17 protein-coding genes and 2 pseudogenes are annotated in these 23,406 nt (G+C 73.5%); 13 read left to right on the plus strand and 6 right to left on the minus strand.

What is annotated here, in order from left to right; all coding sequences use genetic code 11:
* Positions 1–3 precede the first annotated feature (3 nt).
* The 3 genes from ACZ52R_RS18825 to ACZ52R_RS18835 form a co-directional block, all read right to left on the minus strand.
* On the minus strand, positions 4–495 hold the full coding sequence (locus tag ACZ52R_RS18825; RefSeq protein WP_465624790.1) for an HPP family protein: 492 nt from the start codon (positions 493–495) through the stop codon (positions 4–6).
* A gap of 218 nt (positions 496–713) precedes the next feature.
* Positions 714–1,622: an immunity 49 family protein gene (locus tag ACZ52R_RS18830; RefSeq protein ID WP_465624792.1), complete on the minus strand. Its 909-nt coding sequence runs from the start codon at positions 1,620–1,622 to the stop codon at positions 714–716.
* Between the two features lie 407 nt (positions 1,623–2,029).
* Positions 2,030–3,439: an erythromycin esterase family protein gene (locus ACZ52R_RS18835; protein ID WP_465663905.1), complete on the minus strand. Its 1,410-nt coding sequence runs from the start codon at positions 3,437–3,439 to the stop codon at positions 2,030–2,032.
* Positions 3,440–3,572: 133 nt separating this feature from the next.
* Between ACZ52R_RS18835 and ACZ52R_RS18840 the strand changes: the two are divergent.
* The 13 genes and pseudogenes from ACZ52R_RS18840 to ACZ52R_RS18900 form a co-directional block, all read left to right on the plus strand.
* Positions 3,573–4,220 (plus strand): annotated as a pseudogene (locus ACZ52R_RS18840) (cytosine permease); the annotation flags it as partial.
* 155 nt (positions 4,221–4,375) lie between these two features.
* The gene (locus ACZ52R_RS18845) at positions 4,376–5,614 is read left to right on the plus strand and encodes a glycosyltransferase (RefSeq protein ID WP_465753760.1); all 1,239 of its coding nucleotides are present in this window, start codon (positions 4,376–4,378) and stop codon (positions 5,612–5,614) included.
* Between the two features lie 347 nt (positions 5,615–5,961).
* A complete protein-coding gene (locus ACZ52R_RS18850) occupies positions 5,962–6,687 on the plus strand; it encodes a DUF6461 domain-containing protein (protein ID WP_465753761.1) in 726 nt (241 codons plus the stop codon).
* Positions 6,688–6,991: 304 nt separating this feature from the next.
* The gene (locus tag ACZ52R_RS18855) at positions 6,992–8,278 is read left to right on the plus strand and encodes a hypothetical protein (RefSeq protein WP_465753762.1); all 1,287 of its coding nucleotides are present in this window, start codon (positions 6,992–6,994) and stop codon (positions 8,276–8,278) included.
* A gap of 283 nt (positions 8,279–8,561) precedes the next feature.
* The gene (locus tag ACZ52R_RS18860; RefSeq protein WP_465624803.1) at positions 8,562–8,924 is read left to right on the plus strand and encodes a hypothetical protein; all 363 of its coding nucleotides are present in this window, start codon (positions 8,562–8,564) and stop codon (positions 8,922–8,924) included.
* A gap of 467 nt (positions 8,925–9,391) precedes the next feature.
* A complete protein-coding gene (locus tag ACZ52R_RS18865) occupies positions 9,392–11,005 on the plus strand; it encodes an alpha/beta hydrolase (protein ID WP_465753763.1) in 1,614 nt (537 codons plus the stop codon).
* A 98-nt stretch (positions 11,006–11,103) separates the two neighbouring features.
* Entirely contained in the window at positions 11,104–11,787 is a 684-nt protein-coding gene (locus ACZ52R_RS18870) for a mycothiol-dependent nitroreductase Rv2466c family protein (RefSeq protein ID WP_465624833.1), read from the plus strand.
* Positions 11,788–12,296: 509 nt separating this feature from the next.
* Complete coding sequence (gene ftsH / locus ACZ52R_RS18875) at positions 12,297–14,132, plus strand: ATP-dependent zinc metalloprotease FtsH (RefSeq protein WP_465624807.1); 1,836 nt, start codon at positions 12,297–12,299, stop codon at positions 14,130–14,132.
* 249 nt (positions 14,133–14,381) lie between these two features.
* The gene (locus tag ACZ52R_RS18880; protein ID WP_465663912.1) at positions 14,382–15,032 is read left to right on the plus strand and encodes a hypothetical protein; all 651 of its coding nucleotides are present in this window, start codon (positions 14,382–14,384) and stop codon (positions 15,030–15,032) included.
* Positions 15,033–15,278: 246 nt separating this feature from the next.
* Positions 15,279–16,118 carry an ammonia-dependent NAD(+) synthetase gene (gene nadE, locus ACZ52R_RS18885; RefSeq protein ID WP_465624811.1) on the plus strand — a complete coding sequence of 280 codons (840 nt, stop codon included), beginning with the start codon at positions 15,279–15,281 and terminating at the stop codon, positions 16,116–16,118.
* A pseudogene (locus tag ACZ52R_RS18890) lies at positions 16,118–17,085 on the plus strand (ADP-ribosylglycohydrolase family protein). The gene nadE and the pseudogene ACZ52R_RS18890 overlap by 1 nt, the downstream one beginning before the upstream one ends.
* 248 nt (positions 17,086–17,333) lie before the next feature.
* Positions 17,334–18,101, plus strand: coding sequence for an SDR family NAD(P)-dependent oxidoreductase (locus ACZ52R_RS18895; RefSeq protein ID WP_465624813.1), 768 nt, complete (start codon positions 17,334–17,336; stop codon positions 18,099–18,101).
* Positions 18,102–18,202: 101 nt separating this feature from the next.
* The gene (locus ACZ52R_RS18900; RefSeq protein WP_465663915.1) at positions 18,203–19,504 is read left to right on the plus strand and encodes a nucleotide disphospho-sugar-binding domain-containing protein; all 1,302 of its coding nucleotides are present in this window, start codon (positions 18,203–18,205) and stop codon (positions 19,502–19,504) included.
* A 110-nt stretch (positions 19,505–19,614) separates the two neighbouring features.
* Here the strand turns inward: ACZ52R_RS18900 and ACZ52R_RS18905 are convergent, their stop codons facing one another.
* The 3 genes from ACZ52R_RS18905 to ACZ52R_RS18915 all read right to left on the minus strand — a co-directional run bounded on the left by ACZ52R_RS18905 (position 19,615) and on the right by ACZ52R_RS18915 (position 23,385).
* On the minus strand, positions 19,615–20,340 hold the full coding sequence (locus ACZ52R_RS18905; protein WP_465663916.1) for a hypothetical protein: 726 nt from the start codon (positions 20,338–20,340) through the stop codon (positions 19,615–19,617).
* Positions 20,341–20,573: 233 nt separating this feature from the next.
* Positions 20,574–22,247, minus strand: coding sequence for a DUF885 domain-containing protein (locus ACZ52R_RS18910; protein WP_465663917.1), 1,674 nt, complete (start codon positions 22,245–22,247; stop codon positions 20,574–20,576).
* A 223-nt stretch (positions 22,248–22,470) separates the two neighbouring features.
* Positions 22,471–23,385: an SDR family oxidoreductase gene (locus ACZ52R_RS18915; RefSeq protein WP_465624821.1), complete on the minus strand. Its 915-nt coding sequence runs from the start codon at positions 23,383–23,385 to the stop codon at positions 22,471–22,473.
* Between the last annotated feature and the right edge of the window lie 21 nt (positions 23,386–23,406).

A 23,406-nucleotide genomic window follows, 5' to 3' on the forward strand; every position in this document is an offset into this window, starting at 1 on the left:
CGGTCACCAGGACAGCGGGTACCGGACCGGGTGCCCGCCGATCCGGCCGGGCAGCAGGCCGATGAGGACCAGGAGCCCGGCGGCCAGCGCGAGCAGCGGAAGGAACGGCACGGGATGCGGCGCCTGGAGGACCACGATCACGGCGGTGGCAACCGCCGGAGAGTGCGAGAGGTGGGTGAGCATCATCGCGCCCAGCGAGAGTCCGGCGGCGATGGCCGCGCCCCAGGCGGTGCTGCCGGTGACGGCGAGGGTGGCGAAGCCGATCAGAGCCGACATCAGCTGACCGCCGACCAGGTTGCGCGGCTGCGAGATCGGCAGGCCGGGCGCGCCGTGCACCAGCGCCGCGCTGGCCGCCAACGGGGGGATCAGTAGCGGTTGGTGGAGCAGGACGCCGACCGCGACGAGCAGGAGCAGGGCGCCGATGGCGAAGACGGTGGCCCGCAGGGCGTGCAGCGGGTGCGGTCTGGGCGTGGCGACGGGCGGTGGCATGGACATGTGTGAGTGCTCCGGATGGGGGCAGGGACCCGGAGATGATAAACAGACTGTTGAGGTAAAGGTGGGATGTTTTGCCTGTCGGGCAACGCCGTCCACGTCCTGATGCGCCGACGATGCGCCGACCGAGCCCCGACCGAGCCCCGATCGGGCCCCGAGCGGAGGAGAGCGAGCACCCCCATGACCACCCTGTCCGGCACCGTGCCCGCCGGGGGGCTGGTTCAGCCCGCGTTGATCAGCGTGGCCGGGAGGTAGCCGGAGGTTATGCCGAGCTCCCATCCGTGGACCTGGACGGCGAGCGCGGCGAGGGCGATCGGGACGACCGGGAGCAGGGTGCGGGGCCAGGCCGTCGCGGGCGTGCTGTTGCGGTGTTGGGCGAGGCGGGCGGTGAGCGCCTCCTCGAAGGCCGACCGGTCGTCGTCCAGCAGGACCCGCAGCAGCTGCTGGTCGGGGCTCAACCCGGTCGCCCAGGACTCGCCCGCGGCCTCCAGGGCCCGGGCGGCCGCCGCGCGCTCCGCGGTGTCCGGCTTGCGCAGCGGGGCGGGGGCGACCCGCTGCGAGTGTCGCGTCTCCACGACACCGAGGTAGGCGCAGAGCGCGTCCATCTCGGCGAGGCTCGCCGGGTCGGAGACGGAGGTGCGGTCCGAGAACGGCAGCCGGTCGTGGATCGAGGGCGCGTAGTCCTCCGTCAGCAGCGGCCCGAACATCCGGTCCTCGTCCCGGATCAGGCCGCTGATCACGCACATCGCGAAGGCTTCCACCCAGGTGCCCGCCTTGGGCGCGAAGTCCACGGTGGCACCGAAGCTGATGTCGTCGCTGTCCAGCGTCTCCCCGATGTACGGGAAGGGGACCTGGAAGTCGCCCCGGGGGAAGCAGCCGAGCTGGAGCACGCCGAGGGCGCACTCGGCCGCCGTCCGCAGGGCCGCGCGGGCGTCGGCGCCGGCCAGCGCCGGATCCTCCAGGGTGAGGGCGCCGAGGTGGTCGAGCAGCTCGTCGCCCATCGCGCGGACGGACTTGATGGTCAGTTCGTCCTCGATGTCGTACCAGTGGCCGAGGACCCGGCCACGGACGTCCCCCAGAGCGTCCCGGATCCGCTGGTGGACCACCGTGTGGCGCGTCACTTCCACCATGTGCTGCTGTCTCCTCGTCGGTGGTGCGGTCATTCGTCCGCGATCTTGTGCTGACGGAGGGGTACGCTAGCAGTGGCCTCTGACAGGTGAGCGTGGGCGCGGGCCCGGCCCTCCAGGGCCGGGACGGCCCGTACGGTCCGTCGGTGTGGAGCGTTACGTGGGTCGCTGCTGCTGTTCGATGTACTGCTTGTCGAAGGTGCCGGGAGGACACGCCACTTCAAGCTGAACACTCCTCGCCGGTACCTGGTCACGAGGACCGAGTCGACGTGCAAGGCCGTGACGACTGTCCTGCCGCGCCCGGGGTGTGGGGCGTTGTCAGCGCCTGCGGGTAGGTTCTCGTCCCAGGTCTGCTCGGCCTGCGGGCTCAAGGACGGCCCCGAGCCCCTGATTCCCGCGATTCCCGGAGCTCAGAGGCTGCGGGCCTCCGTGGTCGGGCGGGCCTCCGTGGTCGCGTGGAGGTGGATCAGCGCGTCGTAGGTCGGGCCGATCGCGAGGCGGGGGAGCGGGTCGTCGCGGAACTCCGTACCGGCGTCATAGGTCGGACGGGCGGTGCCCAGCCAGGCGCGGGTGGCCGGCGGGGCGGAGCGCAGGTCGACGTAGTAGTCGCGGTGGCGCACCCGGTCGAGGGTGTACTCGTTCATGTCGGCGGTGGCCGGCGGAACGGTCACCTTCTTCCACGCGGGCGCGAAGGGCGCGTCCTTGGTGAGGAAGGAGCCGCGGTCGAAGGTGAAGCCGATGGAGAGGTAGCCCGCTCCCAGGGCGTCGCGCAGGTAGGAGCCCTGGGTCCTGGGGTACAGCACGGGGTCGCTGGACCGGTACCCGACGTGGCCGTTGTGCGCCGAGAGCAGCATCCTGCTGCCGGTGCGGCGCTGCCACCACAGGGCGTTGTCGGTCATGGCCCGGTCGCGGAAGTGCTCCTTCTCGGCCAGGTCGGCCGGGTCGTCGAGGTCCACGGCGGTGAAGGCGAAGGTCTGAGCGATGCTGCGGGCGTTCTGCAGCGCCCACTCGTACGCCTCGCCGCCCCCGCCCTCGGCCGCGGTGACCAGCTCCAGCGTCCGCTGCGCCACTGCGGCATTGGTCCGCCGCTCGGCGAGCGGCGTCGTGGTCAGGTACGTGACGGCGTCGTCGAACGGGCGCAGGCCGGCGTACAGCTGCTCCAGGCGGGGCAGCGACTCGGGCGCCGCGTCCCGGACGTAGCCGGTCACCCGGTCGAAGAGCTGGTCGCCGATCGAGGGGAAGTCCAGGTCGTCGCCGACGAAGTGGACCGGGCGCCCGGGGTGTTCGCGGTTGTGGGAGCGCATCCAGTCGATCAGGTCGGCGAACTCCTGCCGATCCCACGGGGATCCGCCCATCGTCTCCTGGACGAGTCGCCGGGCGTCGCCGCCGGTGCGGCCCTGGACGTAGTCGTCGACGCGCAGGCCCGAGGACCAGCTGGTCTCCAACGCGAAGGCGGTGAAGCCCTTCTCCTCGACGAGGTAGCGCAGGACGCGCTGCTTCATGGTGAAGAACTCGTGGGTGCCGTGCGTGGCCTCGCCGAGCCCCACCACCGTGGCGTCGCCGATCACGGCGCCCAGCGCCCGCAGGTCGGTGTCCCGGCCGCCGGCCTCGGTGCTTCGCAGCGGGTGGGCGATGGCGTCCAACTCCCTCACCACGGCAGAGGATTGACGCTGCGCTGCGTCCGCCGCCCGGTCCGCCGACCGGTCCGGCGGCTGGTCCGCAGCCGCCACGGTGGCCGGGGCGAACAGGGCGGTGGTCGCCATGGCTGCCGTGGCGGCCAACAGGGACCGTCGGCCGATGTGCGTGCCGCGTGCGGTCATTCTCGGCTGCTCCTCGAGATCGGTGGAGTCGTTCGCCGGCGAACGCCGGTAGACGAATCGTCGATCATCGAGGAGCGTTGGCGCGCTGAGGGATTCCGCCGAGTCGAGCCGGGGGGTAACCCCCGGGTGCCCGCGCGCCGTCCTCGGCTGGACGGCCCTCGGCGGCTTCCTGCCCAGCGTCGCGGTCGGCGGGCTCGGGGTGCTCGGCGCCACCGCCGTCGACATGACCGACCCGCAGGCCGCCCTGCAGAAGATCCTGCCCGGCTGGTTCAACCCGGTCTTCCTGCTCGCCCTGGTCGTCGGCACCATCGCGGTCAACGCCCTCACCGCCTACAGCGCCGGCCTCGCCCTCCAAGCCGTCGGCATCCGCATCCGCCGCACCCTCAGCGTGCTGGTGGACGGCGCGGTCGCGGTCGCGCTGACCCTCTACGCGCTGCTGGTCTCCAACTTCCTCGACACCGTCAGCAACGTCCTCCAACTGACCGTCGTCCTGCTCGGTCCCAGCACCGCGATCTACGCCGCCGACATCCTGCTGCGCCGCAACCGCTACGACGGCCACGCCCTGGGCGACGAGACGCCCGGCAGCCGCTTCTGGTACCGGGCGGGCTTCAACCCCGCCGGCGCCCTCGCCCTCGCCGGCGGCGTGGCGAGCGCGGCCCTCTGCGTCGACACCCTCTACACCGGCCCGGTGGCCGCCCTGACCGGCGTCGACCTGGCCCTGCCGGTGGGCATGGTGGTGGCGGCTGCCGCGTACGCCCTGCTGATGCGCCGTCGCGTGTGACGAGGGGCGGGGCCGGCCGAAAAGGAAACGGCAGGGAGATCGCACTCCCTGCCACTACCAAGCTATAGCGCACGCGGGGGCTTGCGGCAAGGCCCCGGTCACCCCGCAGAATCGATGGTCGAAAGGCCATGACCTGCGAAAACGGGAGTCGTGAAATGCGCGTGTTGTTGACGACATGGGGATCGCGCGGAGATGTCGAACCGCTGGCGGCCCTGGCGGCGGCGCTGCAGGGGCTCGGTGCGGACGTGCGGGTGTGCGCGCCGCCGGACGAGGAGTTCGTGGACCTGCTGGCACGGATCGGAATGCCGCTGGTGCCACTCGGCCCGACGGTGCGCTCGGTGGTCGCCGGTCCGAAGCCGCCGACGGCGCAGGACGCCTTCCGGCTCGCCCCCGAGCTGGTCGCCGCGCGGTTCGACACACTCACCGCGACGGCCGAGGGATGCGACGTGCTCCTGGCGACCGGCCTGATGCCGGCCGGTGCGCGGGACGTGGCCGAGTACCTCGGCATTCGCTACGTGCTCGCGTGCTTCCACACCCTCGGACTGCCGTCGCGGCACTTCCGGCCAGGGGCACGGCCGGGCACACCCTCCCCGCAGGACGAGACCGACCACCGGGTGCTGTGGGAACAGGACGCCCAGCGGGTGAACGCGCTGTACGGCGGGGCCCTCAACCGCCACCGTGCGTCGCTCGGCCTTCCACCGGTCGACAACGTCCGCGACCACGTCGTCACCGACCGGCCGTGGCTGGCGGCGGACCCCGGGCTCTGCCCGTCGCAGGGCATGACGGAGCTCGACCCGGTGCAGACCGGCGCGTGGATCCTGCCCGACGACCGTCCGCTGCCGGCCGACCTGGAGACCTTCCTGGCAGCCGGTGAACCACCCGTGTACGTGGGCTTCGGCAGCATGGCCGCGCACGCCCCGGAAGGCATCGCTCGGGTCGCGATCGAAGCGGCCCGCACCCACGGCCGTCGGGTGGTCCTCGCCCGCGGCTGGGCAGGGCTGGCCCCGGTCGACGACCGGGACGACTGCCTGGTCGTCGGCGAGGTCAACCAGCAGGCGCTGTTCCGCCGCGTGGCCGCCGTCGTCCACCACGGTGGGGCGGGCACCACCACGGCGGCGGCCCGGGCCGGCGCGCCCCAGGTGGTCGTCCCCCGGATCGCGGACCAGCCGTACTGGGCAACCCGCGTGGCCGAGTTGGGCATCGGCGCGGCCCACCTCGACCCCGCGCCGACCGTCGACTCCCTGTCCGCCGTGCTCGCCACGGCCCTGGCGCCCGAGACCCGCGCACACGCGGAGACCGTGGCCGGCACCATCCGCACCGACGGGGCGACGGTGGCCGCGAAACTGCTGTTCGAGGCCGTGGCCGGCCAGGAACGGCCCCACGGATCCGAGTGAAACTCCGGCGGAACCGGTCGGCGGGTGGACCCGTCGGCGGGTGAACCAGTCGGCGCCGACGAGGCGGGGGAGCGGCCGCCTGAGCCGGGCGAGTTCCGCTCCGGACCATCCTCCGGCCGGTGTCCGTCCGGCCTCCGTCCGGCCTCCATTCGGTGTCCGTCCGGCCTCCGTGTGGTGTCCGTCCGGCTTTCGTTCGGCCTTCGTTCGTTCGGTCGGGGGCGCGTGACAGCCCGGACAGGGCCGGTTCCGGCACCGATCCGACGACCGGGCTCCGGCCGTCGGCGGCGTCGGTTAGGGTGCCCACCGGCGCGCCCGGCCACCGCAGGCCGGCGCGAGGGGAGGGCGGTATGACCGACGGAACGCGCGAGGGAGCCGGGAAGGACGGCGACGGCATCCAGTGGCTCGCGGAATTCGGTCGGCCGGGCACCGGCCTGCCCGGAACAGGAAGGCCCGACGCGGACGGTGAGGTCGGCGGTGTGGTGTTCGCCCGGGGGATCCCGCCGGAGGAACTCGCCCGCCGGATGGGCGCCGACCCTACTGCCGGGACCGCGCCGATCAGCGGCACCGAGATCCGGGCCCTGGACATCGACGTCTACCGCCCCGGCGACGACAGCGACGGTGTGATCCGGGTCGGCGAGTGCGGCGGCTGGTCGTTCGCGATCGAGTACGGCGACTCCACCGGCGGCGAACTGCTCACCGAGATAGCGCGCGACGGTGTCGAGGTCGTCCACTTCCGCCCGATGCCGGAGCAGCCGCCGGCACTGCTCGACTACGCCCGGGACGGCGCCGTGCTGTGCGGCTTCGGCCTCGGCGAGGAACGCTGGCGCTGGGGCCAGGAGCCCGACCTGCTGGTGCCGGACCTGGTCGCCGCGAGGGTCCTGGAAGCGGACGGTGTCACCCCCGCCGGTGTCGACGGGGCAGGCGGCGCCCGCGCCGGCGCCGAGGCCGCCCGCCGCCGCACCCTCGGCGCCGTCGAGCGGGGCTTCGGGTTGAGCCTGCCCCGGGCCGCCTTCGACGGGCTGCGCCTGCGGGCGTACGCCGTCCGGGGCACACCGGGGATGGAGCCGTGGTGAGGCGCGGGCGCTCGCGGCGACGGGGGCGGTGAACCCGGCGGACAGCGCGAGCACCGCGAGCACCGCGATCACTGTGATTACTGTGATTACCGCGAACAGGATGGACATCACCGTCATGGCCGGGCTCCTTCCCGGGCCCCACGGCGGGGCTCCGATGACTGTCATCCTTGCGCCCTGCCCGTCTTCGCACATGTGCCGATCGGGAGGTTCCCGGGCCGGAATTCTCGGTGAGACCCTGCCGATTGGCAGGGTCAGTTACCTCTCTGCTGAACTGTGAGGAGGCTCCGCGCAGAAGGAATCCGCCATGCACGTGGTGTTGTCCACCATCGATCCCTCCCTGGAGAACGCGCTCGTGGACCGGGGCCAGCGGGTGCTGGCCGTCATTCCGGCCGCCGAGCTGGCGAACCGCTCCGACTCCGCCCGGTACGGGCTGTGCGCCGTCGAGGACTGGGACGACTACACCCGACTGGCCCTGCTCGCGCGGGAATTGGAACCACAAGGAATCGCGTCGGTGTCCACCGGGGACGAGTGCTGCCTCCGCGCGGCCGCCGTCCTCAGGGCGTTCCTGGGCCTTCCCGGGCAGTCGCTCGCCTCGGCGGTAGCGGCGACCGACAAGGCGGTCATGAAGCGGGCACTCGCAGCGGCCGGCGTCCCGGTGGCGGACAACCTGCGGGCGGGCACCCCGGAGGACATCGCCGCGGCCGGTGACGCACTCGGCTGGCCCGTCGTGGCCAAACACCGGTACGGCTTCGCCACCCTGCACACCCACCTCGTACGCAGCCGCGAGCACCTCGCCGAACTCCACGCCCGCCGGGCCTTCGGACCGCTCGCCGGGCTCCCGGCGGGCTTCGCGGCCTCCGCCGTCGGCCGGGGGCTGGACCGGGCCCCCGGCGGGATCCTGGTCGAACGGGCCGTCCCGGTCGCGGCCGAGTACCACTGCGAGCTGCTCCGGCACGAGAGCCGCGAACTGTACTGCCTGCCCGGCCGGTACCCGGCCCCGCTGCTGGGAACCGGTGACGGCGACGGCGCGGCACCCGCGATCGGCTCGGTGCTGATGGACGACTCCGACGGCGAGGAGGCCGCGCGCGTCCGGGAGTTGGCGCGGGCCGCCGCCGACGCCCTGGGCCTCGTCACCGGGTTCGCGCACGTGGAGGTCCTGCGGGACACCACCGGAGCCTGGTACCTCGGCGAGATCGGCCTGCGCCCGGGCGGCAACATGATCCCCCACCTGCTGCGCCTGCAGCACGGCATCGACGTCGCCGCCCTCCTGGCCGACCTGGCCCAGGGCCGACCGCCGTCGATCCCCTGGCGCACCGGCCGCCCGGTGGCCTGGGCGGCGGTCCCGGCCGCACCGGGGAGACGGATCACCGGCATGCTCGACGCGGAGGAGATCCGCGCCCTGCCCCACGTGACGGACGCGATCGCCCTGGTCCGGCCCGGCACGGTGGTCGACGGCCCGCTGAGCAGCCTGACGGCGGCCGGGCACGTCTTCTGCACCGGCATCACTCCGGCCCGGGCCGCCGCCCACGCGGCCGAGACGGCGGCGACCTGGGCGCGCGCGATCACGACCGAGCCGACCACTGCAGGGTGAGCCGCGGTGTGCGGGTCGACATGTCGCCCCGGGCCATGGGCCTTTGACACATGGCGGGGGCGGGCCGAGGAAGGGTCGGCGATGACGTGGGTCAGGGAGAAGTCGTCTGCGATGAGTTCCGCGCATGCGATGAGTTCCGCTCATGCGGTGAGTGCGGCTCATGCGATGAGTTCCGCTCATGCGACGAGCGCCGGCCACCTCATGAGCGCGGCTCATGTCGCGGGCGCGGGGCGACCGGCAACCGGATGTTCCGGCGGTGCGCCTCCGGCCCTAAGCTGCGGCCATGGAATTCTCGTCGGGCTGGGGCGTCGGACCGGTGTTCGGCGGCCGGGAGCCCGTTGTCGAGATCAGTGGTTCGGTGCCGACCGCGTGTGATGCCCAGCAGGTGGCGGAGATCCTCTTCGGGTGGGGCTGGCGGGTGCGCAAGCAGTCCTGGACGGAGTTCGAGGCCGAGCACACGTACGCCCGGTTGTCGGTGCTCCCGCTGGACCCGGTGGTCTTCACGGGCGAGATCGCGATCGGCGGGGTCACCGAGTTGATCGAGACCTTCGGCCGGATCGGCCACCGCTGCACCGTCGAACTCTACGACCCGGACAGCGGCGAACTGCTCGCCGAACGCCCGGTCCGCCCGCCCGCTGGATCTTGATCAGCTGGAGCGGCAGCAGCGGTTGCCCGATGCCTGCCCGGTGTTCGGGGAGGTGGCGGTGGACGGCGTCGATCACGCCCCAGTCTCCGGTGCGGGAATCGGGCCGCTCGCCCCGCCGGCCCTCCGGCCCGTCGGCGTCCACGCTGTCGTAGCCGGCGTGGCCGCTCTCGTCGCGTGCGGTGGTGTCGTTGATCAACTCGCCCTCCGTGGCACGGTTTCGGCGCCCGGTGCGGGCGGACGGCGGTAAGGGTGCCACCGGGCGGGCCGGTTGAACCCTCACCCGGGTGGCCGGTGGCAGGGCGGGCGGCACGCGCCGCCCGTCCGGAGGTTTCCGGCAGGCAGCGGGGGGTCTCGGCGCCTAGGGTCTGTGGTGCGTCGACCGGGCCGCGCGCCGGGCGTACGCCGTCCCCGCCACGCGCCCGCCGCACGCCGGGGTGACCGGCCGACCCGAGAGGTGGACCCGCCCCATGTACACCGTCGTCCGTGGCGCCGGAGCGCTCGGCCTGACCGCGCTGCTGCTCACCGCCGCCACCGGCTGCCAGGGCGACGGTTCGTCCGCCGCCGAGCCCGCGCCCACCTCCCCGGCCTCCGGCACCTCCCCGGCTACCGGCACCTCCTCGGCCTCCGGCACCACCGCGATCGCCACCGGGGTGGGCGCCCAGAAGCTGAACTGGCATGCCTGCCCCGCGCCCAACACCGCCCAGGGCAGCGGCACCGCGCCCGCCGCCGACTGGCAGTGCGCCACCCTCAAGGCGCCGCTGGACCACGGCAAGCCGGACGGCGCGACGATCGACCTCGCGCTGATCCGCAGCAAGGCCAAGGACGAGCAGCACCGGATCGGCTCGCTGCTCTTCAACTTCGGTGGCCCCGGCGCCTCCGGCGTGGCCGCCCTGCCGGCTTTCGCCCCGCTCTACACCTCCCTCAACACCCGCTACGACCTGGTGAGTTTCGATCCGCGCGGGGTCGGTGCCAGCGCCGGGGTGGAGTGCCTGGACGACCAGGCGATGGACGCCACCGCCGCCGTCGACAGCACCCCGGACAACCCGGCCGCCGTGAAGTCCCTGGACGACACCAACGCCCGGTTCGTCGCCGCCTGCGAGCACAACTCGGGTGCGGTGCTGCCGTACGTGGACACCGAGAGCGCCGCCCGGGACATGGACCTCATGCGGCAGGTGCTGGGCGACCAGAAGCTCTCCTACTTCGGCATCAGCTACGGCACCCAGCTCGGTGGCGTGTACGCGCACCTGTTCCCGCAGCAGGTCGGACGGCTCGTGCTGGACTCGGTCGTCGATCCGACCAAGGACCCGCAGCAGTCCGCGCTCGGCCAGGCCCAGGGCTTCCAACTCGCCCTCGACGACTTCATGAAGGCCTGCGCCACACAGGCCGGCACCTCCTGCCCGACCGGCGCCGGCGGCGACGAGGGCACCGCGAAGGTCGCCGCCCTGGTGCAGAAGCTGGAGCAGTCGCCGCTGCCCACGAAGGACGGGCGGCAGCTCACCGAGACCCAGGCGGTCACCGGCATCGCCGGTGCCCTCTACAGCCAGGAGACCTGGCCCGTGCTGGCCGCCGGCCTCACCGAGGCGATGGAGCAGGGCACGGGCACCACGCTGCTCCAGCTCGCCGACGGGCTGAACGGGCGCGACGCGCAGGGGCACTACAGCAACCTGAACGCCGCGAACCGGGCGATCAGCTGCGTGGACGCGCGGCAGCGGTACTCCGACCAGGACGTCCAGCAGCAACTGCCGCAGTTCCAGGCCGCCTCCCCGGTGTTCGGCGCCTACACTGCCTGGGGCCTGACCGGCTGCACCGGCTGGCCCGTCCCGGGCAAGGGTGACCACCCGGAGGTCGCCGCCGCGGGCGCGGCGCCGATCCTGGTGGTCGGCACCACCGGCGACCCGGCCACCCCGGTCGAGGGAGCACACGCGATGGCGCAGCAGCTCGGTGCGGGCGTCGGCGTTACCGTCACGCTGCAGGGAGAGGGGCACGGCGGCTACAACACCGGCAACCCCTGCCTGAAGCAGACCGTGGACGCCTACCTGTTGGACGGCACGGTGCCGGCGGATGGGACGACCTGCAGCTGAGAGCGGGTCGCGTTCCGAAGTGGCCCAATGGAAACGGGGAAGATTGGCTCTGTCGGGCGGTCCACTTGACCGTTAGGCTCGTCGACGTGACGAACACCATGACGAACAGTGCGACCGACAACGCGACCGACAACGCGACCGCCACCGTGACTGCCAACGCGACCGACACCTCGACGAAGGCCACCAAGGTCGACTTCTACTTCGACCCCGTCTGCCCGTTCGCCTGGATCACCTCCCGGTGGATCCTGGAGGTCGATCGCCACCGCGAGCTCGACCTCACCTTCCGGGTGATGAGCCTGTCGGTCCTCAACGAGGGCCGTACCGACCTGCCCGAGCGCTACCAGCGGCTGATGACCACCGGCTGGGGCCCCGTCCGGGTCTGCATCGCGGCCGCCGAGAAGCACGGCCAGCACGTGCTGAGAGACCTGTACACCGAGCTCGGCACCCGCTTCCACGACCAGGACCGGCCCGCCGATGACGCCGTCATCCGGGAGGCCCTGGTCGCGGCCGGCCTGCCCGAGGAGCTGGCCGACGCGGCGAACAGCACCGAGTACGACATCGCGCTGCGCAAGAGCCACCACGAGGGCATGGACCCGGTCGGCGAGGAGGTCGGCACCCCGACCATCCACGTGGACGGCGTCGCCTTCTTCGGCCCGGTGCTGTCCGCGATACCGCGCGGGGAGGACGCCGTGCGGGTCTTCGAGGGCGTCCGGCTGCTGTCCGGCTACCCGAACTTCTTCGAGCTCAAGCGCACCCGGACGGGCTCGCTCGACTTCTCCTGACCCCGTCGGGGGCCGCGGTCCCGGCGCCCCCGAGCGGGCGGGCGCCGGGACCGGGGTGAGGACGGCGGGCCTTCGGGGTCCCATCCGGGCGCGGAGCGACCGACCATGGAGACGGAGGCTCGGTTGCCCCCGAGAGGCGGTGAGTGCGGATGATCGTACGAATCCGGCTGCGCGCTGCTTGGCACCCCGCGACACCACCGCACTCCGAGCCGCATTCGGAGCCGCACCCCGAGCCGCACTCGGTGCCGCACCCCGAGCCGGGGCCCGGCTCCGGGCAAGCGGCGAAGCGCGGCCCCGGTCAAGGCCCGCGCTGGGGCCCGGACCCAGGCCCGGGCCCCAGTCAGGGCTCCGGTCAGGGCTCCGGCTGGACCCCGCGCCCAGGCCAAGGCCAAGGCCCGGGCCAGGGCCCAGGATCAGGCCAGGGCCCCGGCCGGCGCCCGGGCCCAGGAGGCCCGCCCAAGCCCCCGCCGCCCTCGTGGCGCCGCTGGCTGCTCCCCGTCGCCGTCCTGGTGACACTGCTCCTGCTCGTGCTGTTCTCCAACCCCGGCACGCCCGGCACCCGCTACGGCTACACCGACTTCCTGAACCGGGTCGACACCGGCCAGGTGCAGACGGTGGACGTCAGTGACAACGGCGGGGTGAGCGGCACGCTCAAGAACGGCACCCACTTCACCACCCAGATCCCCACCGCCCTGGACACCTCCCAGCTCAGCCGGGCGCTCAGCGACCAGCACGTGACCGTCACCGGCAGCCGCGCCGGCGGCAGCTCGATCTGGTCCACGCTGCTGCTGTTCCTGCCGCTGCTGCTGTTCGGCGGGCTCTTCCTCTGGTCGGGCCGGATGGCCGCCCGGTCGCTGGGCGGTGGACTGAGTGCGATCGGCCGCTCCCGGGCCAAGATCATCGAGGCCGAGCGGCCGGCCACCGGGTTCGCCGACGTCGCCGGGTACGAAGGGGTGAAGCAGGAGGTCAGCGAGGTGGTCGACTACCTGCGAAGCCCGGAGCGCTACGCCGCCGCCGGGGCGAAGGGGCCGCGCGGGGTGATCATGGTGGGTCCGCCGGGCACCGGCAAGACCCTGCTGGCCCGGGCCGTCGCGGGGGAGGCCGAGGTGCCGTTCCTGTCCGTGACCGGCTCCGGGTTCGTCGAGATGTTCGTCGGCGTCGGCGCGTCCCGGGTCCGCGACCTCTTCGACGAGGCCCGCAAACGCGCGCCGTCGATCATCTTCATCGACGAGATCGACGCCGTCGGCGCCCGCCGGGCGGGCGGCACCCGGATCGGCGGCAACGACGAGCGCGAGCAGACCCTGAACCAGCTGCTCGCCGAGATGGACGGCTTCGACCAGACCACCGGCATCGTCGTCATCGCCGCCACCAACCGGCCCGACGCCCTCGACCCGGCCCTGCTGCGCCCCGGCCGCTTCGACCGGCAGGTCACCGTGCCGCTGCCCAACCAGGCCGAGCGGGCGGCCATCCTCGCCGTGCACACCCAGGGCAAGACCCTCGCCCCGGACGCCGACCTGGACCGGATCGCCCGCGGTACCCCCGGCTTCTCCGGCGCCGACCTCGCCAACCTGGTCAACGAGGCCGCCATCAACGCCGTCCGCGCCGGGCGCGCCACCCTCACCGCCGACGACCTCGACACCGCCCGGGACCGTGTGCTGCTCGGCCGTCGGGAGTCCTCCAACGCGCTGCTGCCCGAAGAACGGCACGCCGTCGCCGTGCACGAGTCCGGGCACGCGCTGATGGCCGCGCTGTGCGAGCACGCCGACCCGGTCGCCAAGGTGACCATCCTCCCGGCCGGCGTCTCGCTCGGCGCCACCGAGCAGCTGCCCGAGGCCGAGCGGCACCTCTACAGCGAGGGCTACCTGACCGACCTGCTTACCGTCCAACTCGGCGGGCGGGCAGCAGAGTTGGTGGTCTTCGGTGAGGGCTCCACGGGCGCCGCCAACGACCTGGCCAACGCCACCTCGGTGGCCACCCGGATGGTCCGCGAGTTCGGCCTCTCTCCGGAGATCGGCCCGGTCGGCTACTCCAGTGGCAGCCCGCACTACCTCGGCGACAGCCCCGAGGACCTGCTTCGCCGCCCGTACTCCGAGCAGACCCAGCGTGCCGTGGACGAGGCGGTCGCGGCCCTGCTGCGGCAGGCCGAGCGACGGGCCGTCGGCCTGCTGACGGAACACCGGCACCACCTGGACGAGTTGGCGAGCCTGCTGGTCGCGCAGGAGACCGTGGACGGCGGCTTGGTCCTCGGCATCCTGACGCACCCGGGGCCGTCGGACAGCCCGGGGCCGTCGCACAGCCCGGTGTCGCTGACCAAGGGGGACGGGTCCGGGGCGGCGGAGGCCTGAGTGGGCGTTCCTCGACCACGGCCTCCTTGAACTCGCCGGCCCGATCATCTGCCCGTGACGCCTTCGAAGGGCTGTGTGAAACGATCAGTCATGCCCCGCGGGTAGACCAGGCTCGGCGCCGAGGCCTCCCGCGCCGCTTCCTGCCCAGGCCGAGGACCCCCTATTGTCGGCGGCGGCTGAGAGGCTGCCAGGACAGGGGCGTTGCCCGATGCCCTGACAGACAGAGCTGACAGACAGAGGGAGACTCGGATGGATTTCGCCAAGGCATTGTTTGACCACCTCGCGGATGGGCCGCGGAGGAGCGGACAGCGTGATTCCTGGAGCTTCCACTACCTGGGTGAACTTGCGGTCCCATCGGGTGTGGCGAGCGTCTACGACCCCACGTCGGGCGAGGCGGACGACCTGGAGGTTCCTCCCGGCGATCACCCTGTGTATGCCGTGATGGACGCTTCCTCGCAAACGGCGCCGGTGGCGCTCGGAATCCTGCTGTGGTTCGGCGAGGCGCCGCCGGTGGAACTCGGCGAGTTCTCCGGGGTCGGCGTGCTGACGCACTGCGGCGTGGTCTGTCTGACCGGGTCGCAGGACAGTGACGATGCCTCGGTGGGCAGTCTGATGAGGCTGGCCGGGCAGGAGATTCGCCGTCGCGCAGCGAGCGGCCAGGACCGCGGCCTTCTGCCGGTTTTCGAGGACGCCTGCCGACTGTCCTGGCCGGATGCCCTTCAGATGCCCGACCGCGCCGTTCCCGACGCGTTCCGTACCGGATGGTGCGTTCTGCCGGACGAGGGGGCCCGGAAGAACGTCATCGCCCTGCTGGACAACGGCGAGGGCGGCGGCATCCACCCCTGCCTTGACGCGCACGGGCGCGAGGTTGCTCACCTCGTGCAGTTCGAGACGGAGTGACGACGCGCCGGTGCGACGTCCGGTGTCGCGCTCCTCGGCGCAGGCCCACGGCCCCGCGACGGCTGGGAAACTGGCCGTGACACCGGAACAGCCACGCTCTGCGCGGGCACGTTGTGTCAGACAACACCGGTCCGCAGCACGACGCCCGAAGAACGATCGCCTGTTCATCACCGCCACCACCTCGCTGAACTCGCCGGTGACGACGATGACGGGCCCCCACCACGTCACCTGCCCCAAGGAGTCGGAATGACCGAGCCCCTCACCGCCGATCTTCAGCGGGAGATCGCCCAAGCCCTCGGGGTCGCGCCCGTCCCCGACCCCCTGCGGGAGGCCGAGCGCCGGGTGGCGTTCCTGGCCGAGCAGGTCCGGGCCGCGGGCGCCCGCACCCTGGTGCTCGGCATCAGCGGCGGCGTGGACTCCACCACCGCCGGGCGGCTCTGCCGGCTCGCCGTCGACCGGCTGCGCGCCGACGGCCACCAGGCGGCCTTCTGCGCGATGCGACTGCCCTACGGGGTGCAGGCGGACGAGGACGACGCCCGGCGGGCGGTCGCCTTCATCGAGCCGGACGAGCTGCTGACCGTCGACGTCAAGCCCGCGACCGACGCCGCCCTGTCCGCCCTGCTGACCGCCGGCCTGGCCTTCACCAGCCCCGCTCAGGAGGACTTCGTCCGCGGCAACGTCAAGGCCCGCCAGCGCATGGTGGTCCAGTACGCGGCGGCGGGCGCCAACGGGGGCCTGGTCGTCGGCACCGACCACGCGGCGGAGGCGGCCGTCGGCTTCTTCACCAAGTACGGCGACGGCGCGGCCGACGTGATGCCGCTGTCCGGCCTGACGAAGGGTCAGGTCAGGTCGATCGCCGAGGCGCTGGGGGCGCCGGCCGAGCTGGTCAAGAAGACCCCGACCGCCGACCTGGAGAACCTCGCCCCCGGCCGCCCCGACGAGGAGGCCCTCGGCGTCACCTACGACGCCCTGGACGACTTCCTGGAGGGCCGCCCGGTCAGCGAGGAGGCCTTTGCCACCATCCTCGGCCACTACCGCCGCACCGAGCACAAGCGCAGCCTGCCGATCGTCCCGGGCCGGGACTGATGACCCCGGACACGGGCACCAGCACCGGCACGGACTCGGGCCCGGCCTGGCGTGACCGCGCGGCCGGGGCCGTCCTCGGCGCGGCGGTGGGCGACGCCCTCGGCGCCCCGTACGAGTTCGGCCCGGCCGGGGCCTACACCGCCCGCTTTCCTGCCGGTACCCCCGGCGAGATGGTCGCCGGCGGCGGCTGGGAGCGCGGCGAGGCCACCGACGACACCCAGATGGCCGTCCTTGTCGCCGAATCCCTGGTCGAGCAGGGCGGGTTGGACCTCCCGGACCTCTTCGACCGGTTCCGCCGCTGGGCCGCCGCCGACCCCAAGGACATCGGCATCCAGACCGAGGCCGTGCTCACAAGCGACCTCCCCTGGGACCTCGCCGCCGCCGTCCACTTCAACACCACCCTGCGCGCCGCCGGCAACGGCGCCCTGATGCGCGCCTCGACCTCCGCCGTGGCCTTCGCCGCGCCGGTCGGCGGGCCACCATGGACGCCGGCCGCCGGATCGCCGCCCTCACCCACGGGGACCGGGCCGCCTGGGAGGGCACGGCGATCTTCCACGAGCTGGTCCGCCTCGCCCTCGACGGTACCGACCCGCTCGACGGAATCCCCGAGGCCCTGGCCCACGCCGACCCCGACAGCCGCGAGCGCTACGCCACCGTCCTCGCCCCCGACTGGCACCCCGACCGCGCCACCGAGGCCAACGGCGCCGTCTGGCCCTGCCTGGGCTCGGCGGTCTGGGCGCTGCGCACCACCGACGGGTTCGAGCCCGCGCTCCGGGCCGCGATCGACCTCGGCGGCGACACCGACACCGTGGCGGCCGTCACCGGCGGCCTGGCCGGGGCGCGGTACGGCTCGGCGGCGGTGCCCGCGCGCTGGACCGAGCCGTTGCACCTGACGCTGCCCGGGTTCGGCGACCGGGTGTGGCGTGCGGCCGAACTGCGCAGCCTGGTAGATCGGTTGACGGCGTAGCGGGCTCCGGCGGCTCACCAGGGGATGGTGATGTCCGGCGGGTGGATCAGGAAGGTGATGGCCAGGATCGCCGGCAGCGCGCCAGGTGGCCCAGGAGCACGCCGAGCATCGCGCAGCGCCAACGGCGGTCCGGTGCTCGCCCGCTCGTGTGCCTCGCTACGGTACCGGGGAGCGGTTCGGAACCGAAGGGGCGGAAGTGCCCGGGCCGAGCCGCGCCGAGCGATGCGCAGGGGTGCGAGGGGGATGAAGTGACGGGGGAACAGCTCGCGGTGGTGTCCGGCGGCGGCACCGGGATCGGCCGGGCGATCGCGGCCCGGCTGGCCGGGGACGGGCACCGGGTGGTGATCATCGGGCGCCGGGCGGACGTGCTGGAGCAGGCCCGGGAGGAGATCGAGTGGACGGTGGGTTCGGGCCGGATCGTCCCGGTGGCGGTCGACCTGACCGACCCGGAGGCGGTCGAGGCGGCGGCTGCCCGGATCACCGAACTCGGCCCGGTGGACGCGCTGGTGAACAACGCGGGTGCCATCATCACCCCGCCCGAGGACGACGGCCTGGCCGCCCTGGCCCGCTCCTGGCGGCACGACCTGGACATCAACCTGCTCACCGCGGTGCTGCTGACCACCGCCCTGCAGGGCGCGCTGCGCCGCCCCGGCGGGCGGCTGGTCGTGATCAGCTCGGCGGCGGCCCAGCGCGGCGGCGCGGGCCCGCACTCGGCCGGCTCCTACGCTGCCGCGAAGGCCGCCCTGCACGGCTGGGCCTTCGGCCTGGCTCGGCAGTTGGGGCCGGACGGGATCACGGTCAACGTGCTCGCGCCCGGTTACATCGAGGAGACCGAGATCTTCGGTTCGGGGTGGAGCGAGGAGTTCCACGCCCGGAAGGTCGCCGACACCCTGGTCGGCCGGGCCGGCACCCCCGCCGACGTGGCGGACGCGGTCGCCTACCTCGTCTCCCCGGCCGCCGGGTACGTCACCGGGCAGGTCATCGGCGTCAACGGTGGTGCGGTCCTCGGGCGCTGACGCGTTCATCGATTGTCAATCGGGCGTGCCTACCGTGATGTCCGACCACGAACCGCGTTCGACCTCGGGAGCCTCCGCTGTCCAGGATCATCACCACCGCCGTGCCCGCCCACGGCCACACCAGCCCGCTGCTGGCCGTCTCCGCCGACCTCGTCGCCCGCGGCCACCAGGTGGTGTTCCTCGGCGGCTCGCGGTTCGCCGGCGCGGCGGAGCGGGCGGGGGCGCGGTTCGTCGCGCTGCCGGCCGGGGCGGACTTCGACGACCGCGACCTCGACGCGAGCTTCCCGGGGCGGTCGAGTCTGCCGCCCGGTCCGGAGCGGCTCGCCTTCGACGCGCAGCACGTGTTCCTCGACCCGATCCCCGTCCAGTACCGGGCGCTGCTCGCACTGCTGGCCGAGTTCCCGGCGGACGCCGTGATCGCGGACGCCTTCCTGCAGGGCGCGCTGCCGCTGGCGCTGAGCCGTCCTCGGCCGGAGCGTCCGGCGCTGATCGGCATCGGGGTGACCCCGTCGATGCTGCCGAGCGTGGACACCGCGCCCTTCGGGCCCGGGCTGCCGCCCCTGCCGGGGGAGGAGGGCCGGGCCCGCAACCGGGCGCTGCGGGAGGAGGCGTACCGGCGCGGCGAGCCGCTGCGCCGGTACGCCGAGAAGGTGTACGCGGAGCTGGGCGTCCGGCTGCCGGAGGGGCCGCGCGGGCTGGCCATGGTGACCGTGCCGGACCACTTCCTGCAGCTGACCGTGCCGGGCTTCGAGTACCCGCGCAGCGACGCCCCGCCCGGCTACCGGCTGATCGGCGCGCTGCCGGGCCTGGTCGGCAGTGAGCAGCCGCTGCCGTCGTGGTGGGGCGAGGTGACGGGCGAGCGGCCGGTCGTCGTGGTGACCCAGGGGACCCTGGCCAACGCCGACCTCGGGGAGCTGGTCGCGCCGACCGTCGCCGCCCTGGCGGAGCGGGACGTGCTGGTGGTGGCCGCCACCGGCCGTCCGGACGGGCCTCGGGCGCTCGCCGACCTGTTCGGCGGCGGCCTGCCGGGGAACGTGCGCGCCGTCGACTACGTCCCGTTCGAGCGGCTGCTGCCGCACACCGACGTGCTGGTCAGCAACGGCGGCTACGGCGGGGTGCAGACCGCGCTGCGGTACGGGGTGCCGCTGGTGGTGGCCGGAGCCGGCGAGGACAAGCCGGAGGTGGCGGCCCGGGTGCAGTGGTCGGGCGCTGGGCTGGACCTGCGGACGGGCCGTCCGGCGCCGGAGGAGGTCGGCCGGGCGGTCGACCAGGTGCTCGGCGAGGGCCGGTTCCGCGAGCGGGCCCGCGCGCTGGGCGCGGAGCTCGCGGAGTACCGGCCGTTCGACACCATCGCCGAGCTGGTGGAGACGCTCGGGGAGCCGGTGGAGTCGCCCGGGCGCTGAGCTGCCCCACGTCTCGGGCGGAATGCTCGGCTGCCGGAACGGTCTGCTGCCGAAACGGTCCGCTGCCGGAGCGGTCTGCAGCCGGAACGGTCCGCTGCCGAAACGATCCGTCAGTCCCCGTCGGCGTCGGCCTCGGCGGTCGGCGTGCCGCCGGACCTGATGCCGAGCTTGACCTCGGCCGTGGTCCAGTCGGTGGCGATCGCCTGCTGGGCGGCGGCGAGGGTGACCTGGCCCTTGCAGATCGCGGTGTGCAGGTGGGTCTCCACCGAGTCCTTGGGATTGTTCGGACCCTTGCCCGGGACGTGGCCGGGGGAGGGCGGCTGGATCCAGAGGTTGCGCGCGTCGTTGGGATCGCCGCCGAGCTGGAGGCTGATCAGATGGTCATACTCGGCGTCGCCCATCGGGCCGGTGTAGCCGTAGGACTTGGCGTTCTCGGCCTTCTCCTTGCCGGTGAGGTTCGCCGGCGGGCGGATGGTCGAGGTGTAGCCGCCCGGCTTGCAGATGGTGTCCTTGAGGCTGTCCTGGTTGACCGCCGGGCTGATCGCGCCCGGGGTGCAGCTCGGGTCGGGCAGCGGCTGCTTGTCCGCGGCGTAGCGGTAGTGGCAGCTGCCCGGCGCGGGCTGCGGCTGGACCTCGTAGGAGCTCTTCGGGCCGGGGCCGGTCACGATCGCGGCCGGGGCGGGCTGGGCTGCGTCCCCGCCCGGGGCGGAGCTGTGGCCGGCGGTCGCCTTGGTGGTGTGGCCACCGCCGGACGAGCAGCCTGCGGCTGCGGCGAGCAGGACGGCCGCGGCCACGGCCAGGGCGCGGCGGGCGGGAGCCGGCACGGGTTCCTCCATCTGGGTGTGCGTGAGCGGCGGTCACCCGGATGGCGGGGACCGCGCCAGCGGACACTACCGTGTCGACAGGCCCGAACGAGTGACGCCACGTCCGGGCGGGCGAAGCCTTTGCCGGGCGTGCGGAACCGTTTCAGCACCCGTACGCCCTGTACGCCCTGTACGGCCGCGCGGGCGCACGGCCGTACAGGGCGTACAGGCGGCGGTGTAGGCGGTACAGGGCGTACGGCCGTGCGCTACTGCGCCGCGATCCAGTCCGAGACCAGATCGTCCAGCACCCCCAGCGGCAGGCTGCCGTGCCCGATCAGCTGGTGGTGGAACTCCCGGACGTCGAACCGGGCGCCGAGCGCGGCCTGGGCCCGCTCACGGTGGCGGACCAGCTCCCGACGGCCGATCAGGTACGAGGTGGCCTGGCCCGGCCAGGAGATGTAGCGGTCGATCTCGTTGCGGACGTTGGCCTCGGGGGTCGCGGTGTTCTCCCGCATGAACGCCATTGCCCGCTCCCGGGACCAGCCGTAGTGGTGCATCCCGGTGTCCACCACCAGGCGCACCGCCCGCAGCGCGTCCATCGAGAGCATGCCGAAGCGGGTGAGGTCCGAGCTGTACAGCCCCATCTCGTCCGCGAGCCGCTCGGTGTACAGGCCCCAGCCCTCGACGTGGGCGGTCAGCTGGCTGCTCGGCTTCTGCCGGAACTGCGGCAGGTGGTGCAGGGTCTGTGCGACGGCGAGCTGCAGGTGGTGGCCGGGCACGCTCTCGTGGAAGGCGATCGCCTCGTACTCGTAGGTGAACCGGGTCTCCGGGCGCAGGGTGTTGATCCAGTGGGTGCCGGGCAGCCCGCCGGGGCCCGGCGGCTGGTAGTAGGCCAGCGGCGCGGTCTCCGCCTCGATCGGGTCGATCTCCTTGGTCACGCAGTCGGCGATCGGGTACGGGCGGAACCAGTCGGCCGAGGCGCGGCGGGCCCGCTCCAGAGCGGCGTCCACCAGGGCGATGATCTCGGCCGCGCTGCCGAAGCGCAGCGAGCGGTCCTCGCGCAGCGCGGTCAGCACGCCCTCGGGGTCGGTGATGCCGAGCACCTTGCCGCCGAGCTCGGCGAACTCCTCGCGCAGCGCCGCGACCGCGTCCAGGCCGGTCCGGTGGACCTCCTCCGGGGTGAGCCCGGGCCGGGTGAAGCGGGCGACGGCGTCGGCGTAGCCCTCGGTGCCGCCCGGCACATGGCAGACGCCGGCCCGGTCGTCGGGGCGGGCCTCCGGTGCCAACTGCTGGGCCAGCCCGGCCCGGTAGCGGGCCAGCGCCGGGCGGACGGTCTCGCGCACGATCGCCAGGGCGCGCTCGTACTCCGGGCGGCCCCGCAGCGGGCGCAGCAGCGAGTCCTCGTCCGGGGCGGTCGCGAGGTGGGTGTCCAGCTGGGCGACGGCGGCATCGACCCCGCTGCGCAGCGGGTGGCGGCCCTCGGCGGCGGCGTCCAGGGCACGGCGCAGGGCGGCGTCGAAGTAGCCGGGCAGGCCGGCGAGTCGTTCCAGGTAGGCGTCGGGGCCCTCGTGGTCGACGGGGACCATCGCGAGCGAGCTGAAGACCTCGTTGTGCGGGGCGACGATGGTTGCCGAGATGCTGAACTCGTGCAGCCCGTGGGTGAGTCGGCCGATGCCGTTGTCGATCAGCCGGGCCAGGAGCCGGTGGGTGATCCGGTCCTCGGTGTTCAGGCCGTCGAGCGGGATCGCGGCGTGCCGGGTGCCGAAGCCCCGCAGGGTCTCGCGGTACCGCTGATCGGCGGCGCGGGAGGGGTCGGGCAGCAGGTGTGCGTAGCCCTCGACGCCGCCGAGGGTCGCGTCGAACGGGTTGTGGGTGTTCTCGGCGTCGAAGTACTCGTCGGCCAGTGCGGCCAGTGCGGCGGGTTGCGGCTGCTCGATCATGGATCCCCCTGGTGTGGCGCGGTCGGTGCGACACGGGTTCCCTGTGGGGCGCCCCGATCCCGCCGATTATTCGGAGTGATCGGCGGCGCGGTCAACACACGGCGGAGGGAGGGAGTTCCGGCCGCCACCGGGTGCCGATCACGCCGCCGACGAGGGCCGACGAGGGCCTGCGAGGGCCGACGCGGATCGGCGATGGTCGGAGCGGCCGGAGTCACGCGGAACGTCAGCGGTAGGCCTCCGGGGCGGCCGGCTTGCCCCCGTCCATCACCTCGACCAGGTAGCGCCAGCAGTCCGGTCGGCTGCCGTCCCGGTCGGTGAAGCCGTACTCCCGGGCGAGCTGCCCACTGGACGTCGAGCGGCCGTTCCAGCGGGCGGCCTCGCCGTCGGCGGCCAGGGCGGCGACCGCCCGGCCGACGAAGTACGGGGACTCGGAGATGCCGAAGTGCGGCTCCCGGGCCACGGCGTCGCGCCAGTTCTCCTCGGTGACGCCGAAGTTCTCCAGCATGATCTCGGAGCGCATCCAGCCCGGGGTGAGCGCGACCGCGGTGGCGCCGCGCGGGCCCAGTTCGTGGCCGAGCGCGAAGGCCATCCGCAGCACCGAGGTCTTGGCCAGATCGTAGAAGAACGAGTTGCGGTAGGTGTCGCGGTTGTACTCGGCGGTGCCGTCCGTCATCTCCACGACCAGGCCGCCCGGGTGCTTCAGCAGCAGCGGGAGGAGGTGGTGGCTGGTGACGGCGTGCGTCTCCACCGCCAGGCGCAGCAGCCGCAGGCCGTCGTCCAGGTCGTGCTCCCAGACCGGGATGTTCCAGCCGAACAGCTTCTCCGCGCCCCAGATGTCGTTGACCAGGACGTCCAGCCGGCCCTGCTCGGCGTCGATCCGCTCCGCCAGGGCGGCCACCTGGGACGGGACCAGGTGGTCCGTCGGCACCGCGATGCCCCGGCCGCCCGCCGCGGTGACCAGGTCGGCGGTGTCCTCGATCGTCTCGGGACGGTCGTACTCCGAGCGGTGCTCCCGGGTGCTGCGGCCGGTGACGTACACCGTCGCGCCGGCCGCGCCGAGCTCGACCGCGATACCCCGCCCGGCGCCCCGCGTCGCCCCCGCGACCAGGGCGATCCGCCCCTCCAGTGCCCCTGCCACCTGTCGGCCTCCCTGTCTGCT

This window comes from Kitasatospora sp. NPDC034023 (assembly GCF_055575795.1).